A 13,831-nucleotide genomic window follows, 5' to 3' on the forward strand; every position below is an offset into this window, starting at 1 on the left:
GGTTACCTCTCCTTGGACGAATTGTCACAGATCAGAATGTCCTGAAACAACTGGGTTTGGATGCAGGTCACCTGCTTGGCTTTCATCAGTTCAAGCAGGGCAAGAAACGTGGTGACGATCTGCGTGCGCGTCACTTTTCCCGTAAACAGCTGGAAGAAGCGAACGGTGCCGCCCCCTACCTGCAGCAGCTGGCGAATCTCGTCCATCCGGTCCTTGATGGAGATCTCATCCCGCGCCACCTTGGCCACCGGCTCTTTCTCCAGCGTCCGCTTCACCAGTCTTTCCAGCGCCGCCAACAGATCATACAGAGTGACATCCTTGATGGGATTCTCCTCCTCGCGCACGTAGGGAGTGAGATCTTCGGCTGGACGGGTAAACACCTGGCTGCGGCCGATCTCCCGCTCCCGCAGCTCTTCCGCCAGCAGCTTGTACCGCTTGTATTCCAGCAGCCGCTGCACCAGTTCTTCGCGCGGGTCGGCCTCTTCCACTTCCATGTCAAAAAGCGGCTGGAAAACTTGTTCCTCCTTCTTCGGCAGGAGCATCTTGCTCTTGATCGCCAAAAGGGTAGCCGCCATCACCACGAACTCGCTGGCCACGTCGAGCTGAAGCTCCTGGGCCTCCTCCAGCACCGCCATGTACTGTTCCGTAATCTCCGCGATCGGAATATTATAGATGTCCACTTCCGCCCGGTCGATCAGGTGCAACAGCAGATCGAGGGGCCCTTCAAACGAATCCAGTTTAATGCTGTAAGCCAATGCCATCCCGCCTTCTGGTACGCTACTTCTCCTGACAATGGGGTTTCGTTCCATCCTGTTGCTAGATCATGGCGGCGAGCAGATTGGCCAGGGACATGACATTCTCCAGTAACCACTGTAGCGGAATTCCCAGAATGAGATTGCTGAAACCCGGAAGAAAAATGAGGAGCAAAAGAAGCCATGGACCGTAGACATCCAGCTTGTGAAAAAACGGATCCCACCGGCGCGATGCCAGAAAGCGCAAAATGTTGGAGCCGTCCAGCGGATGAATCGGCAGCAGGTTAAAGACAAACAATCCGCAGTTGATCACGAGGGAAAACCACAGCGTCATCTCGACCGCATCTTGCATCTTGTCCGACAATTGCCCCCATACCTGGTAACGTTCCATCAGGGCAATCGCTGTGCCGAACACCACGGCGAGTATGAGATTGACAAACGGTCCCGCAGCTGCCACATACACCATCCCCAGCCGCTTGTTCCCCCGGAAGTTAAACGGGTTGACCGGGACAGGCCTCGCCCAGCCGAAGGGGCCGAACAGGATCAGGATCAGCCCGAACGGATCGATGTGCGGAATCGGATTCAACGTCAAGCGGCCCTCGCGCTGTGCCGTCGGATCGCCCAACCGCCAGGCCACAAAGGCGTGCGCCCATTCATGCAGGGTAAAGGCGATCACAAAGGCGATCAACCGAAAGGGAACCGTCTCCCATTCAAAGTGAAAGAGATTCATTCACAGCCTCCTGTTATGCGTCAATCGCTATACACTAGGATACCAAGAGAGCACGGGCGACACAAGAAGGGATTCGGCTGCGGGAACACCGCCGAAACAGCGCTCCGGCACACACCAAGCTGCCAAGCAAGAAAGCCATTCCCTTTACAGAAAGAGAATGGCATGCGTACGTTCTATCGCGGAACGGCGTTTACCTTTACACACTTACAAGCAAGTATCGGTGAAAGATGGGATCCCCGCCGATACCAGCGAGGGGCACCATCCGGCAAGGCGGGATGTTATTCTTCAAAAACCTTCACTTCTTTCATTTTGTCACCCTGCCTGATCTGATCCACCACGTCCATGCCTTCCACCACTTTGCCGAAGACGGTATGCACGCCGTCCAAATGGGGGAACGCGTCGTACGTGATATAGAACTGGGAGCCGCCCGTATCCCTGCCGGCATGCGCCATCGCCAGCACGCCTCGTTCATGCTTGTGCGGATTTCCTTCCGTTTCGCATTTGATGGTGTACCCGGGTCCGCCCGTGCCGTTTCCAAACGGGCAGCCGCCCTGCGCGACAAAGCCGGGAATGACGCGATGGAAGGTTAAGCCGTTATAAAATCCCTCGTTCGCCAGCTTTTCGAAATTGGCGACCGTTCCAGGCGCGTCTTTTTCGTGAAGCAGAATTTTTACCGTTCCGCCTTTTTCCATCTCGATCTGCGCATATTTGCTCATCTGTCTGAACCCCTTTCCAAAAAATCCCGTCGTCATGGACGGCACCCCTCGATTATACGCTACTTCCCCACGAAATGAAAACCGTCGGTGCCGTCATGCTCACGGAACCACTCGCAAGGGTCCGGCATGCTGCATCTCCCGCTCGATGGGCAGCTCGTCCGGAAGGCCGGGTGTCGGGGTGGAGACAGCGGCCTGGGCGAGCCTGTGCGTCGCCAACCAGTCCAGCAGGTGCTGCACGGATACCACACCCAGATAGTCGCCGTGTTCATCCACCACGATCACGACATCGTAGAGATGGTTGGCTTCCCTGGCCATGGCCCGCTTCGCCACGACGTCGATTGTCTCGTCGCTGCGCACGATGAGCGGGCTGCTGTTCATGATGGGGGCGACGGGCCGTTCGTAATAGAGGGAAATGCCGTATTGTCCCCCCAAAATCTGATACAGTTGAAAACGCATCACCAACCCGACCGGCTTGTTGTCCTCCAAAATGACGACACTTTCACCCCGGCGGTGCTGCTCGAACATCTGATGGATCTGGCGCACTTTGGTGTTCGGTTCGGCATGCAGGGACTTGGTCACCATCTCCGCCACTTGGATCAAGCCGGCGTGCCGGCCGGGGCTGCTCCCTTTCCGCTTTTCCTGCAGCTGCCGGATCACGTTCATGGCGGCACCGGAGGCTTGCGTCATGCCTTTGGCCGGTTTCCCCACATAATATCCCTGGCCGTATTCAACCCCCAATTCGATCAGGGTTTGCAGTTCCCTCTCCGTTTCGATGCCTTCCGCAATGATGCTGCATTTCACCTTGTCCGCAAACTGCACGAACGTCTCCAGCAGCGCCTGCTTGATGGAATCGGTATCAATGTGGCGGATTAACGACATATCCAGTTTGATAAAATCCGGACAGATCTCCGCGATCGACTCCAGACTGGAATACCCCGCCCCGGCGTCATCCACGGCGATGAGATACCCCTTCTTCCTATATGATTCGATGTTTTGGCGAAAAACGGCATAGTTGGCAATCGCGTGCCGTTCCGTAATCTCCAGGACAATGTTCTGCGGGTGGAACTGCAGGTCGTTCCGGATGCCAAACACGTTTCCCCGCAGCAGCAGCGGATCATCAATCGCGCGGGGATCCAGGTTGAGGAACATTTTTTGGGACGGTTTCAGATAGCGCACCTGTTCCAATGCCCGCCTGCGGCAGATTTGCTCGAGCCGAAACAGATTGTCCGTCTCTTCCGCAATCGCAAACAGGGCGGACGGTGAATGAAACGGGCTGTTTTCCGGCCCCCGCGCAAGCGCTTCCCAGCCTAAAGGAACGCCATCTCTCAGGGATATGATCGGCATGAAGCGCATCTGCACCTCTTCATGTTGAAGCAGGCGATAAAACTGCGTGATCTGCTCGTATTTCTCCGAGGCAAGCCCGCATTTCGCCATATGGACGGCATGTTTGACCGAAGTGTACATTTCGTTCACGATGTCCTTGCCGGGAACCTCCGCATAGCCGATATGAACCCGCAGTTCTTCCCGATTGACAAAAGGGGCCTGCCGGTTCAGCATGGTTTCCATGCGTTCCTGCAGCGTGATGGACAGGAGGCGGCATTCTTCCGCGTTCACGCCCTTCGGAAAGGAGGCATAGATCGCCCAATCGTCTCCCCAGAGCCGTTGAATTCCCAAGACTTTTCCTTTGATTTCGAGAATCATGCGGGAGGCATGCAGCATGGCATGTTCAAAAAGGCGCAGCACCCTTTCTGCGGCGGGGTCGCCGTAGCAATTCTCAATCTCCGGCAGTTTCACGCAGGCGAGATAAAACAGGGCAACGGTTGCCCCCTTGCCAATCTCCCGGGAGATCGCCGCTTTCAAACCATATTTCGTTTCCGCCGTATGGATGATCCGTCGGCGGAACAGGGCAAACAGGGATGAGAGCATGCAAACGGTCCTCCTTCTCAGTCATCCCCATTTTCGCAAGCAACCGTAAAGGCTTGATGAAGCCATGGTGAAGGTTCGGTAAAAGATGACAACTTTTCTCCACTCACACAAAAAAACAGCCCTTCGCCATGCGAAGGACTGCAGCCGTTAGCGGTGAACATGGTGCCGGTTGGGGAGACGATCATGCCTGATCAGATCAGCCAGACTTTCCCGTTCCACCACGCATTCCGCTTCCCCATCCTTGACGAACACCACGGCCGGGCGCCCGATGCGGTTATAGTTGTTGGACATGGCATAGCCGTAAGCGCCCGTGCAGGATACCGCCAGGATATCGCCGGGCTGGGCGTGCTGAAGCGGCAGGTCCCAAATCAGCATATCCCCCGTCTCACAGCATTTTCCCGCAACGGAGACAAGGTCGTTCACCGGCTCCGTCATCCGGTTGGCAACCGCCGCTTCATAGCGGGCCTCGTACAGGGCCGGACGCAGGTTGTCCGTCATGCCCCCATCCACCGCCACATATTTCCGCAGATTCGGAATTTCCTTGACAGAGCCGATGCGGTAGAGCGTCGTCCCGGCATCGCCCACGATGCTGCGCCCCGGCTCGATCCACAGCTCGGGAAGCGGCAGGTCATGCTTGGCAAACTCGGCGCGCACGGCCTGCGTAATCGCCTGGACATACTCCCTGGGGGTCAGCGGCGTGTCCTCCGCCGTATACCGGATGCCAAACCCGCCCCCGACGTTCAGCACTTCGCTGATGAAGCCGTCTTTCTCCTTCGCCTCGCGCAGCAGCTCGGCCAGCCGTGCAATCGCGATGACAAAACCGTCCGTGTCAAAGATTTGCGAACCGATGTGGCTGTGCACCCCAAGCAGCTTGAACGCCGTGCTCCGCTGCGCCAGATGCATGGCCTCCAACGCCTGGCCGCTCAGCACGTCAAAGCCAAACTTGGAATCCTGCTGCCCGGTCGAGATATACTCATGGGTATGTGCCTCCACACCCGGCGTGACGCGCAGGAGGATGTTGACCACCACGCCGCGCTCCTGCGCCATCTCCTCCAGAAGAGCCAGCTCGTAGAAGTTATCCACCACGAAGCAGCCGATGTTGGCGTCAAGCCCCATCCGCATCTCTTCCGGTGATTTATTGTTGCCGTGAAAGTGTATGCGCTCCGCCGGAAACCCCGCCTGCAGCGCGGTATACAGCTCACCGCCGGAAACGACGTCCAGGGACAGGCCTTCTTCCTCCACCAGTTTGCACATGGCCATGGTACAAAACGCCTTGCTGGCATAAGCGACCTGAAAGGCGAATCCGGACTCGCGGAATGCCTGCACATAGCTGCGGCATTTCTCCCGGATCAGCGCTTCGTCGTATACGTACAGCGGCGTGCCGAAGCGCTGCGCCAGCTCGACCGTGTCGCATCCGCCGATTTCCAAGTGTCCCCGTTCGTTAATCCGACTCGTTCCGTGCAAATACATCTCTGGCTCCTCCACCTTCGCGAACTTAAACTTTCAAAAAGGATAAAACCAACCCGACAAAAAGCGTACGCTCCTGTCGGGCATGTTGTTCAATCAGTACATAAATTATCACTTACTATAACACAATGGTCATAAGCTTACAATGGGGAAGACTCCGATCGCTACTGCCGGGAAGTATTCTGCGCCTTGATGACACCCGGCCGGCTTCCCTTCAGGGGGATGGGCAGACGGAAGATCGTATCTTTCATCCCCTGGAAATCAAACGGAATAAACGGCCACAGGTACGGGGTATCCAACGAGCGGGTCATGGCGAGAACGATCAAAATCGCGACCAGACTTGCCACCAATCCCGTCACGGAGAAGATCCCCGTCATCAAGACGAGAAAGATGCGAACCAGCCTGTTGGCCAGTCCCAATTCATAGCTGGGCGTGGCAAAGGTGCCAACGGCGGCAACCGCGATATACAGGATCACCTCCGGGGAGAACAGCCCCACCTTGATCGCCACCTCCCCGACCAGCACCGCTGCGATCAACCCCATCGCGGTGGCAAGCGGCGTTGGCGTATGAATGGCAGCCATCCGCATGAGATCCATCCCTACTTCGGCGAGGAGAAACTGGGCCAGCAGCGGAATGCTCCCTTTCTGTTTGAGTCCGATAAAATCAAGTTCGTCCGGGACATAGGAGGGATGCAGATCCAGCAGGATCCAGAGAGGCAGCAAAAAAATGGAAGCAAGGATGCCGAAAAACCGAACCCAGCGCAGATAAGCGCCCACAACCGGCCTCTGCCGGAACTCCTCCGCATGCTGGACGTGGTGAAAATAGGTGGTCGGCGTGATCATCACGCTCGGGGACGTATCCACATAGACCAGCACATGGCCTTCCAGCAGATGGACCGCCGCCACGTCGGGCCGTTCCGTATAGCGGACGAGCGGGAACGGATTCCACGACTTGCCGATGATGAACTCTTCCACCGTTTTTTCCGCCATCGGAATGCCGTCCACATGGATCTCCTGCAGCCGTTTTTTCAGCTCTTTTACCAGCCGGGGGTTGGCCACATCCTGCAGATAGGCGATCGCCACATCCGTTTTGGAGCGCTGGCCGATCTGCACGATCTCGAAACGAAGCCGCTCATCCCGGATGCGGCGCCGGGTCAGCACCGTATTGATCACCAGCGTTTCCGTAAACCCGTCGTGCGCCCCCCTGACGACCCTCTCCGTGTCAGGCTCTTCGGGCGTGCGACCGGGGAAAATCTTGGCATCCAGAATGATTCCCTGTGTTTCGCCCTCGATGATCAGCCCGATCTGACCCACCAGCAGCTTGTCGATAAATTCGTTCCTCGTTTTTACCGTCGCCATCTGATAGTAAGGAATGTACCGATGATACAGGAGCTCAAAAACATCGCCCTGCATCTCCCTTTCCTTCAGATCGTTCAGATCGCGCAAGATCATCGTGACGAGATGATTGTCGGCAAAACCGTTTATGTAATAAAGCAGGATCTCTTTCCCGCCGATGGTGATCTCGTGTACGCCGACATCATAAGTGACTCCGACCCCCAGCGCTTCATTGAGATGGGACTTGTTCTCTTCCGCGCTTTCCGTGATGGGACTCTTCAGGCTCTCCTGCGCTTGTGCCATGCCATCCACTCCTTTCCAGAATCCACTTCACCGCCGTCAGCGTGATAGGGCAGCCGTAACGCTCGTTATCTTTCCCCTCCATCTTCCCGATATCCCCAATACCGATGATGTTGGGAATCCTGCACCTGTTCAGGACATCCACCGTATCCCCGTAAATGCGGCCATCCAATTCCTTGTCGGCATAGCCCTCCTTGTCAACCGCCTCCGCGACGACCCTGCCCCGGTTGTCGACCGAGTAGGGCACCCGTGCGCCGCCAACCCATTTGGTGTTCGAAGCTACGGCGATCGCACCGAGCACCTGAATCTCGGGATGATGCACCACATACTCGAGGGCCTGTTCCCCGCTTCCCCTGCCGCAGTCCCCGTTGTCGTCAAACATCACCAGGACAGGATCATGGTCCGCCATCTTGATCAATTCGACCATCTGGCTGCCGGTGAGCGGGGTGGGGTTGCCGGCGGATAGAGAGATGCAGCGGCCGCCGACCTGCTGCGCGACAAGCTCCACTGCTCGCTGGGCAATCGGATCGCCATCCGTGATCAGAATGACTTTCCGGCGTTTTGGCACCATCGGTCACAGCCCCCCTGCCTTCCCCATCCAGGCATTACCCCTTCGGTCTGAATACCAGCGACGCCAGGAAGCCAAAGGCGATCGCCGCCGAAATGCCTGCGCTGGGCACTTCAAAAATGCCGGTTGCCACGCCGATCACGCCATGTTTCTCCGCTTCCGCAATCGCCCCGTGATACAAGGCATGGCCGAAGCTGGTGATCGGTACGGTCGCCCCGGCTCCGGCAAATTCGATAAAGCGGTCATAGAGTCCAAAAAAGTCCAGCGCAACCCCCGCAACGACAAGCAGGCTCATCACGTGCGCCGGGGTCAGCTTGGCTACATCCATCAGCAGCTGCCCCGCTACACAAATCAGCCCCCCCGCGATAAACGCAATCACATATTCCACGGCTAACGACCTCCTTCCAACACTACGGCATGTGCCACACAGGGAATGGAATTGCCCTGCTGGTAGCTGACCGGGCTGTGCAGCGCACCCGTTGCGCAAACCAGGACCCGCTTCAGCTTGCCGCTATTCAGCTGCTCCATCAGATAGCCATACGTTACCGCGGCGCTGCTCGCACACCCGCTCCCTCCGGCAAACACCTCCTGATCGGGGGAATAGATCATCAGTCCGCAATCGTCGTACACCTTGCCCATGTCATATCCGCGCGCTGCCATCATTTCCTTGGCGATCGCATAGCCGACCGCAGCCAGGTCTCCCGTGACGATCAGATCATAATCCTGCGGCGTGCGCCCCAGATCCTGAAAATGGGCAGTCAACGTGTCCACAGCGGCCGGCGCCATGGCTGAACCGAGGTCAAACGGATCCTTGATGCCCATATCCACCACCTTACCGATCGTCGCGTGGGTCACCCTTGCCCCCTTGCCCCCCATCCCGACGACTGCCGCACCCGCTCCCGTTACCGTCCACTGGGCGGTGGGCGGCTTTTGTCCGCCGTATTCGGTCGGATAACGGTATTGACGCTCTGCGGTCGCATTGTGGCTGCTGCAGGCCGCGACAGCGTATTTCGCGTACCCGGCGTTAACGAGCGCGGCCGCATTGGCCAGCGTCAGCATCGATGTCGAGCATGCGCCGTACATGCCCATGGTGGGGATCGTCAGCATTTCGGCAGTAAAGGTGGCGGTGATGTTTTGGTTCAGCAGATCCCCTGCCAGAATCACATCGATTTCCTGCTCGGTGAGATTCGCTTTTTGCAAGGCAATGCGGATCGCATCCTCCATCAGTCGGCGCTCCGCTTCCTCCCAGCAGTTTCCCCCCGCATACAAATCAGGGTACACTTTGTCAAATGACGAACCCAGCGGTCCTTCCCCTTCCTTCGGTCCCACTACCGCAGCTGATGCTTGAATCCGTACATCCTCCAAAAACTGCCATGTCTGTCTGCTGATCCGGCTCTTCGCAGCAACTGCCGTCGTGTTCACACGTGATCCCTCCCCGCCATCAAATCCAGCCCAACAAGCTCTTGATCAGCGCTGCCACAAATGCGGCGACGACGCCGAATACAATCACCGAACCAGCCAATTTGAACATGTTGCCGCCGACACCCAGGACAAACCCTTCGCTGCGGTGTTCGATGGCAGCGGAGGCGATCGAGTTGGCAAACCCGGTTACCGGCACGGCCGAGCCCGCCCCGGCATACTGGCCGATGTTATCGTAGATGCCCAGCCCGGTCAGCAGCACGGAAAGAAAAATCAACGTCGCCACCGTCGGGTTCCCTGCCGTCTTCTCCGTAAAGTTGAACATGTAGATATAGAAGTTTTGAATCACCTGGCCGAGCAGGCAGATTGCGCCGCCTACCCAAAAGGCGCGAAAGGAATTGAGCAGCACGTTTCGTTTGGGTTGATACTTCGCCGCCTGCTGCTGATACAGCGCCTTTGACATCGGCATGGACGGCCCTTTTTTCGTGTTGGTTGCCATCTCGTTCACTCCCTTTTATCCAGTACATCCATATTGTTTTCAACAAGCAAAACCGTCTATGAATGGCGATATTTGGCAATCAGAGGTGCAGAATCCACTGCAGCAGGGAACCCAGCGTCTTGCCGAACACCATGGCCATCAGGAAAGCCAGTATGGACTGATCCACCTGCAGCCGCTTCGCCAGGATGGGAAAGACGTTCAGCACCTCGGTCAGCCCGGCCGCGAGCGTTCCCACAAAGATGCCCGCCAGCAGGCCGACAACGGCTGTCATGGCCACAGGCAGATCAATCGACAGAGAAAAAAAATCGGCAACGGTAAACCAGAGCGCCCCGCAGACCAGCGCCCACTCGTAGCAGTGGATATACCGCTGCGAATGGGTGAGCTGGGTGAGGCGCGGGATAATATCCAGCACGATGATGAACGCGACAAAGCCGCTGCCGACGGCCAGTCCTCCGCCCAAGCCGATCAAGACGAGCCCAGCGTCCTGCCAGACGGTCATCACTTTCTTTTTTCATTCTCCTTGTTCTCGTGCTGGATATAATATTGATCCAAGCTCTGCTGGTAGAGAAAGAGTTCGACCTCCAACGGACTGGGCTCTTCATGGATCCGCTTGCGAAAAATCTGGTTAAAGAAGAGGATCATGCCCAAGCCGATCCCGACCGAATACGGAATCTGCAGCCACAGCGGATGTTGATCCTCCCGGCCTGTCAGCAGCAGGTGGAGCCGCTGGTGCACCTGCAACATGCTCACATCCGTATGGAAATTCATGATAGCCATGCCGGAGCCGATAAACAGGACGAGCCAGACCAGGGCGACCAGGAGCGGTTTGGGAGTTTTGCGCGGACTCCTTACTTCCACGATGATCTGGGAGGCCCCCTGCACCTCCAGCGGAACATCGGGGTAAGCAGTCCGCAGCGTGCTGATCACCTGCATGATATCGATGATGATCAGCTCGCCGTCTTCCGGCTTGACATGATAGACCGGCAGCTGGCGCAAGGTTTCTTCCCGCTTTCCGTCCCAATACAACTGACAGATATCCCCCAGGGTGATGACATCCCGGGGCTTGATCGACAATCGCTTGCGCAAACGCAGAAAGAGCGGCATCTCCACAGCGTCTCCCCCTCTCTGTTCTTGGTAAGGCTAGTATGCGCGTCATCCAGACGGAGGATACGGATTTCCCCCCAAAAGAAAAGCGACCGGTCGAGCTACTGCTCGATCTGGTCGCGTATGGTCTGCAGGATTCGTTTTTCCAGCCGGGATACCTGCACCTGGGAGATCCCCAGCCTCTCCGCCACCTCGGACTGGGTCTGGTCCTTGTAGTAGCGAAGAAAAACAATAAGCCGTTCGCGTTCCGTCAGCCGGCTGATCGCATCTTTCAGCGCGATCTGGTCAAACCATTTGCTCATGCTGTCATCGGCAATCTGATCGATCAGGGCGATGGGATCGCCGTCGTTTTCAAAGACGGTTTCATGGATGGAGGAAGGGGCACGGTTCGCCTCTTGGGCAAAGACCACCTCTTCGGGGGAAATACCCAGCGCCTCGGCTACTTCCCCGATGGTCGGGGAACGGCCAAACGTCTTGTACAGCTCGTCTTTGGTTCTGCGCACCTTGTTGGCGGTTTCCTTCAGCGAGCGGCTCACCTTCACGGTTCCGTCATCCCGCAGGAATCGCTGGATTTCCCCGATGATCATGGGAACCGCATAGGTGGAGAATTTGACATCGTACTCCAAGTCAAACTTATCGACCGCTTTCAGCAGGCCGATGCAGCCGATCTGGAACAGGTCGTCCGCTTCATAGCCGCGATTGATAAAACGCTGGACAACGGACCAGACCAGACGAATATTGCTGTTCACGAGAAGTTCGCGGGCCTCCGCATCCCCGTTCTGGCTTCTCGCGATCAGTTCCTTCACTTGATCGTTTGTCAGGAATGGCTGACTTGCGTTTTTGATATCGGCTCCCATTGGCACTACCCCTAATTCTGCATCGCTGCTGAGCGTGAAAGGCGTTTCGTCAAGCGAATCTGCGTCCCTTTGCCGACGCAGGTGACGACCTCGATGGTATCCATGAAATTCTCCATGATCGTAAACCCCATGCCGGAGCGCTCCAATTCCGGTTTGGTGGTAAACAATGGCTGCATGGCCTGATCCACATCCTCAATGCCTTTGCCTTCATCCTCGATGACCAGTTCGATGGTGTCCTCCTCCAGCTTCACCCGGATGCGCACCATGCCTGCCGGATCTTCCTCATAGCCATGGATGATCGCATTGGTTACCGCTTCCGACACCACCGTCTTGATCTCTTCCAGCTCTTCCATCGTCAGATCCAGCTGGGAGACGAAAGAAGCAACAGCCACCCGCGCAAAGGATTCGTTCTGGCTGAGGGCGGCAAACTCCACCTGCATGACATTGCGTGTCGCCATCTTACGCCACCCCCAATACAAGCAGCGCTTCCGCTTCATTCTCGCGGAACTTGATCACCTTGAACAGGCCCGACATTTCGAAGATCCGGTAGATCATCGGGTTAATGGAGCAAACCACCATCTCACCGGCACGGGCCGAAATCTGCTTGTATCGGCCGAGGATCACCCCGATTCCCGAGCTATCCATAAACGCCAGGTCGGCAAGGCTGAGCACAAGATGACGGATGTCCGGATGGTTCGTGAGCACGCCATCCACCTTGGTGCGCAATTCTTCCGCGGTGTGATGGTCCAGTTCCCCCTGCAGGCGGACGACCAACACATCGCGTTTGGTTTCCAACTCAATCTGAAGACTCATGGCTGACACACTCCTTCTTCCCGTGATACTCTCTCTTTTCTCTCCTTCAAAAACCAATTCCTGCCAGTCGACAAAAGAACAAAAAAATCGAGAAGCCTTGTTCGATTCGAGGCAACTCGATTCTTTTCGCGATGTCAGGGTTGTCTACTGATAACTGAGCAGAATGTTCTTCGAGGTTCGCTTGAGAATCTCCCACAGGCCTGCTTGCTGGATCGTTTTTTCAGGAAAGAGGTTGATGCGTGCGACCTCTTTGCCGTCTTTTGTGCGAATAAAGATATGCCCGATCACATCCTCTTTCTTCACAGGCGCCTTGATACGCGGGGCAAGCACAATCTCCCTGTCATACATCTCCGGCGTCTCGCCTTTTCTCGTAAGCAGGCTTACCTGGTGGGGCGTGACGGCATTCACGGTTGGATCCTTGCCCTTGTCCACCGTGATCGCTTTCACTGTCTCCCCTTTTTTGTACAACGGGAAGACCTGGTAGTGATTAAACGCATAATTGAACATCGCCGTCACTTCGCTGTTGCGCGTTTTGGTATCCGGTTCCCCGAGCACGACGGCGATCACCCGCATGTTGTCGCGTTTGGCCGTAGCCGTCAAGCAATATTTCGCTTCGGAGGTGTACCCGGTCTTCAGCCCGTCCACCCCTGCGTAAAAGCGGACCAGCCGGTTGGTATTGACCAGCCAGAAAGGGTTGGCGCTGTCCTTGCGCAGATAGTCCTGATAAATGCCGGTATATTTGGTGATCAGTTCATGTTTCAGCAGTTCCCGCGACATGATCGCGATGTCCATCGCAGTCGAATAATGGTCGGGAGATGGCAGCCCGTTGGAATTGACAAAATGCGTATTCTTCATGCCCAGCTGTTTGGCTCGCTCATTCATCTTGGCGACAAACGCTTCCTCCGTTCCGCCGATATGCTCCGCCATGGCCACGGAGGCATCGTTGCCCGATGCAATGGCGATTCCCTTGATCATGTCTTCCACAGTCATCTCTTCACCCGGCTGCAGGAAGATTTGGGAACCGCCCATGGAAGCCGCCCGGTCGCTGGTGCGGATCTTGTCGGTCAGCTTCAGCTCGCCGCGCTCGATCGCCTCCATGATCAACAGCAGCGTCATCACTTTGGTGATGCTGGCGGGCGGCAGTTTTTCGTGCGCATTTTTTTCATACAACACCGTTCCTGAATCCATTTCCATCAAGAGTGCCGATTTCGCATGCGGCGCGAAGTTCACCTGCTGCTCGGAAGCAGCGGCAGGCGACGAGGAAAAGAAGGCAAAACAGACCGTCAGACTGATACCTGCTCGCAAGATTCGCATCATAGCGTTCTCTTCCCTCCGTTTCATGCTCC

The 13,831-nt window shown here is 56.6% G+C and carries 16 protein-coding genes; all 16 read right to left on the bottom strand.

Features of this window, described 5'->3' with window-relative positions; translation table 11 throughout:
- Positions 1-2: 2 nt before the first annotated feature.
- Entirely contained in the window at positions 3-755 is a 753-nt protein-coding gene (locus G3578_RS05490) for a segregation/condensation protein A (protein ID WP_165209726.1), read from the bottom strand.
- Positions 756-816: 61 nt separating this feature from the next.
- Positions 817-1,482: a site-2 protease family protein gene (locus G3578_RS05495; protein WP_165209729.1), complete on the bottom strand. Its 666-nt coding sequence runs from the start codon at positions 1,480-1,482 to the stop codon at positions 817-819.
- A gap of 278 nt (positions 1,483-1,760) precedes the next feature.
- On the bottom strand, positions 1,761-2,198 hold the full coding sequence (locus G3578_RS05500) for a peptidylprolyl isomerase (protein ID WP_165209732.1): 438 nt from the start codon (positions 2,196-2,198) through the stop codon (positions 1,761-1,763).
- Between the two features lie 99 nt (positions 2,199-2,297).
- Complete coding sequence (locus G3578_RS05505; protein ID WP_165209735.1) at positions 2,298-4,124, bottom strand: EAL domain-containing protein; 1,827 nt, start codon at positions 4,122-4,124, stop codon at positions 2,298-2,300.
- Positions 4,125-4,271: 147 nt separating this feature from the next.
- Complete coding sequence (gene lysA, locus G3578_RS05510; RefSeq protein ID WP_165209738.1) at positions 4,272-5,594, bottom strand: diaminopimelate decarboxylase; 1,323 nt, start codon at positions 5,592-5,594, stop codon at positions 4,272-4,274.
- 161 nt (positions 5,595-5,755) lie between these two features.
- Entirely contained in the window at positions 5,756-7,228 is a 1,473-nt protein-coding gene (locus G3578_RS05515) for a spore germination protein (RefSeq protein ID WP_165209741.1), read from the bottom strand.
- Positions 7,155-7,796 (bottom strand): stage V sporulation protein SpoVABEA, encoded by a 642-nt coding sequence (gene spoVAEA / locus G3578_RS05520; RefSeq protein ID WP_165209744.1) that lies wholly within the window; start codon positions 7,794-7,796, stop codon positions 7,155-7,157. The genes G3578_RS05515 and spoVAEA overlap by 74 nt, the downstream gene beginning before the upstream one ends.
- 34 nt (positions 7,797-7,830) lie before the next feature.
- Entirely contained in the window at positions 7,831-8,181 is a 351-nt protein-coding gene (spoVAE, locus tag G3578_RS05525; RefSeq protein ID WP_165209747.1) for a stage V sporulation protein AE, read from the bottom strand.
- 2 nt (positions 8,182-8,183) lie between these two features.
- Positions 8,184-9,215: a stage V sporulation protein AD gene (gene spoVAD, locus G3578_RS05530; RefSeq protein WP_165209750.1), complete on the bottom strand. Its 1,032-nt coding sequence runs from the start codon at positions 9,213-9,215 to the stop codon at positions 8,184-8,186.
- 19 nt (positions 9,216-9,234) lie between these two features.
- The gene (gene spoVAC, locus G3578_RS05535) at positions 9,235-9,711 is read right to left on the bottom strand and encodes a stage V sporulation protein AC (protein ID WP_165209753.1); all 477 of its coding nucleotides are present in this window, start codon (positions 9,709-9,711) and stop codon (positions 9,235-9,237) included.
- A 79-nt stretch (positions 9,712-9,790) separates the two neighbouring features.
- Positions 9,791-10,210: a stage V sporulation protein AB gene (locus G3578_RS05540; protein WP_165210225.1), complete on the bottom strand. Its 420-nt coding sequence runs from the start codon at positions 10,208-10,210 to the stop codon at positions 9,791-9,793.
- Complete coding sequence (locus tag G3578_RS05545; protein ID WP_165209756.1) at positions 10,210-10,821, bottom strand: stage V sporulation protein AA; 612 nt, start codon at positions 10,819-10,821, stop codon at positions 10,210-10,212. The genes G3578_RS05540 and G3578_RS05545 overlap by 1 nt, the downstream gene beginning before the upstream one ends.
- A gap of 95 nt (positions 10,822-10,916) precedes the next feature.
- Positions 10,917-11,672 (bottom strand): RNA polymerase sporulation sigma factor SigF, encoded by a 756-nt coding sequence (sigF, locus tag G3578_RS05550; protein ID WP_165209759.1) that lies wholly within the window; start codon positions 11,670-11,672, stop codon positions 10,917-10,919.
- Positions 11,673-11,683: 11 nt separating this feature from the next.
- Positions 11,684-12,130 carry an anti-sigma F factor gene (gene spoIIAB, locus G3578_RS05555; protein ID WP_165209762.1) on the bottom strand — a complete coding sequence of 149 codons (447 nt, stop codon included), beginning with the start codon at positions 12,128-12,130 and terminating at the stop codon, positions 11,684-11,686.
- Position 12,131: 1 nt separating this feature from the next.
- Complete coding sequence (gene spoIIAA / locus G3578_RS05560) at positions 12,132-12,485, bottom strand: anti-sigma F factor antagonist (protein WP_165209765.1); 354 nt, start codon at positions 12,483-12,485, stop codon at positions 12,132-12,134.
- A gap of 144 nt (positions 12,486-12,629) precedes the next feature.
- Positions 12,630-13,802 carry a D-alanyl-D-alanine carboxypeptidase family protein gene (locus tag G3578_RS05565; protein ID WP_481752719.1) on the bottom strand — a complete coding sequence of 391 codons (1,173 nt, stop codon included), beginning with the start codon at positions 13,800-13,802 and terminating at the stop codon, positions 12,630-12,632.
- Positions 13,803-13,831: the final 29 nt, after the last annotated feature.

The sequence above is a fragment of the Brevibacillus sp. SYP-B805 genome, from assembly GCF_011059135.1.
Taxonomy (GTDB): Bacteria; Bacillota; Bacilli; order Brevibacillales; family Brevibacillaceae; genus Brevibacillus_F.

Excerpts from the sequence above, each read along its gene's own strand:
- sigF (WP_165209759.1), bottom strand. The coding sequence starts at position 11,672 with ATGGGAGCCGATATCAAAAACGCAAGTCAGCCATTCCTGACAAACGAT.
- G3578_RS05495 (WP_165209729.1), bottom strand. The coding sequence starts at position 1,482 with ATGAATCTCTTTCACTTTGAATGGGAGACGGTTCCCTTTCGGTTGATC.
- spoIIAB (WP_165209762.1), bottom strand. The coding sequence starts at position 12,130 with ATGGCGACACGCAATGTCATGCAGGTGGAGTTTGCCGCCCTCAGCCAG.
- spoVAC (WP_165209753.1), bottom strand. The coding sequence starts at position 9,711 with ATGGCAACCAACACGAAAAAAGGGCCGTCCATGCCGATGTCAAAGGCG.
- G3578_RS05500 (WP_165209732.1), bottom strand. The coding sequence starts at position 2,198 with ATGAGCAAATATGCGCAGATCGAGATGGAAAAAGGCGGAACGGTAAAA.
- spoIIAA (WP_165209765.1), bottom strand. The coding sequence starts at position 12,485 with ATGAGTCTTCAGATTGAGTTGGAAACCAAACGCGATGTGTTGGTCGTC.
- G3578_RS05515 (WP_165209741.1), bottom strand. The coding sequence starts at position 7,228 with ATGGCACAAGCGCAGGAGAGCCTGAAGAGTCCCATCACGGAAAGCGCG.
- G3578_RS05505 (WP_165209735.1), bottom strand. The coding sequence starts at position 4,124 with ATGCTCTCATCCCTGTTTGCCCTGTTCCGCCGACGGATCATCCATACG.
- G3578_RS05565 (WP_481752719.1), bottom strand. The coding sequence starts at position 13,802 with ATGATGCGAATCTTGCGAGCAGGTATCAGTCTGACGGTCTGTTTTGCC.
- spoVAEA (WP_165209744.1), bottom strand. The coding sequence starts at position 7,796 with ATGGTGCCAAAACGCCGGAAAGTCATTCTGATCACGGATGGCGATCCG.
- lysA (WP_165209738.1), bottom strand. The coding sequence starts at position 5,594 with ATGTATTTGCACGGAACGAGTCGGATTAACGAACGGGGACACTTGGAA.
- G3578_RS05540 (WP_165210225.1), bottom strand. The coding sequence starts at position 10,210 with ATGACCGTCTGGCAGGACGCTGGGCTCGTCTTGATCGGCTTGGGCGGA.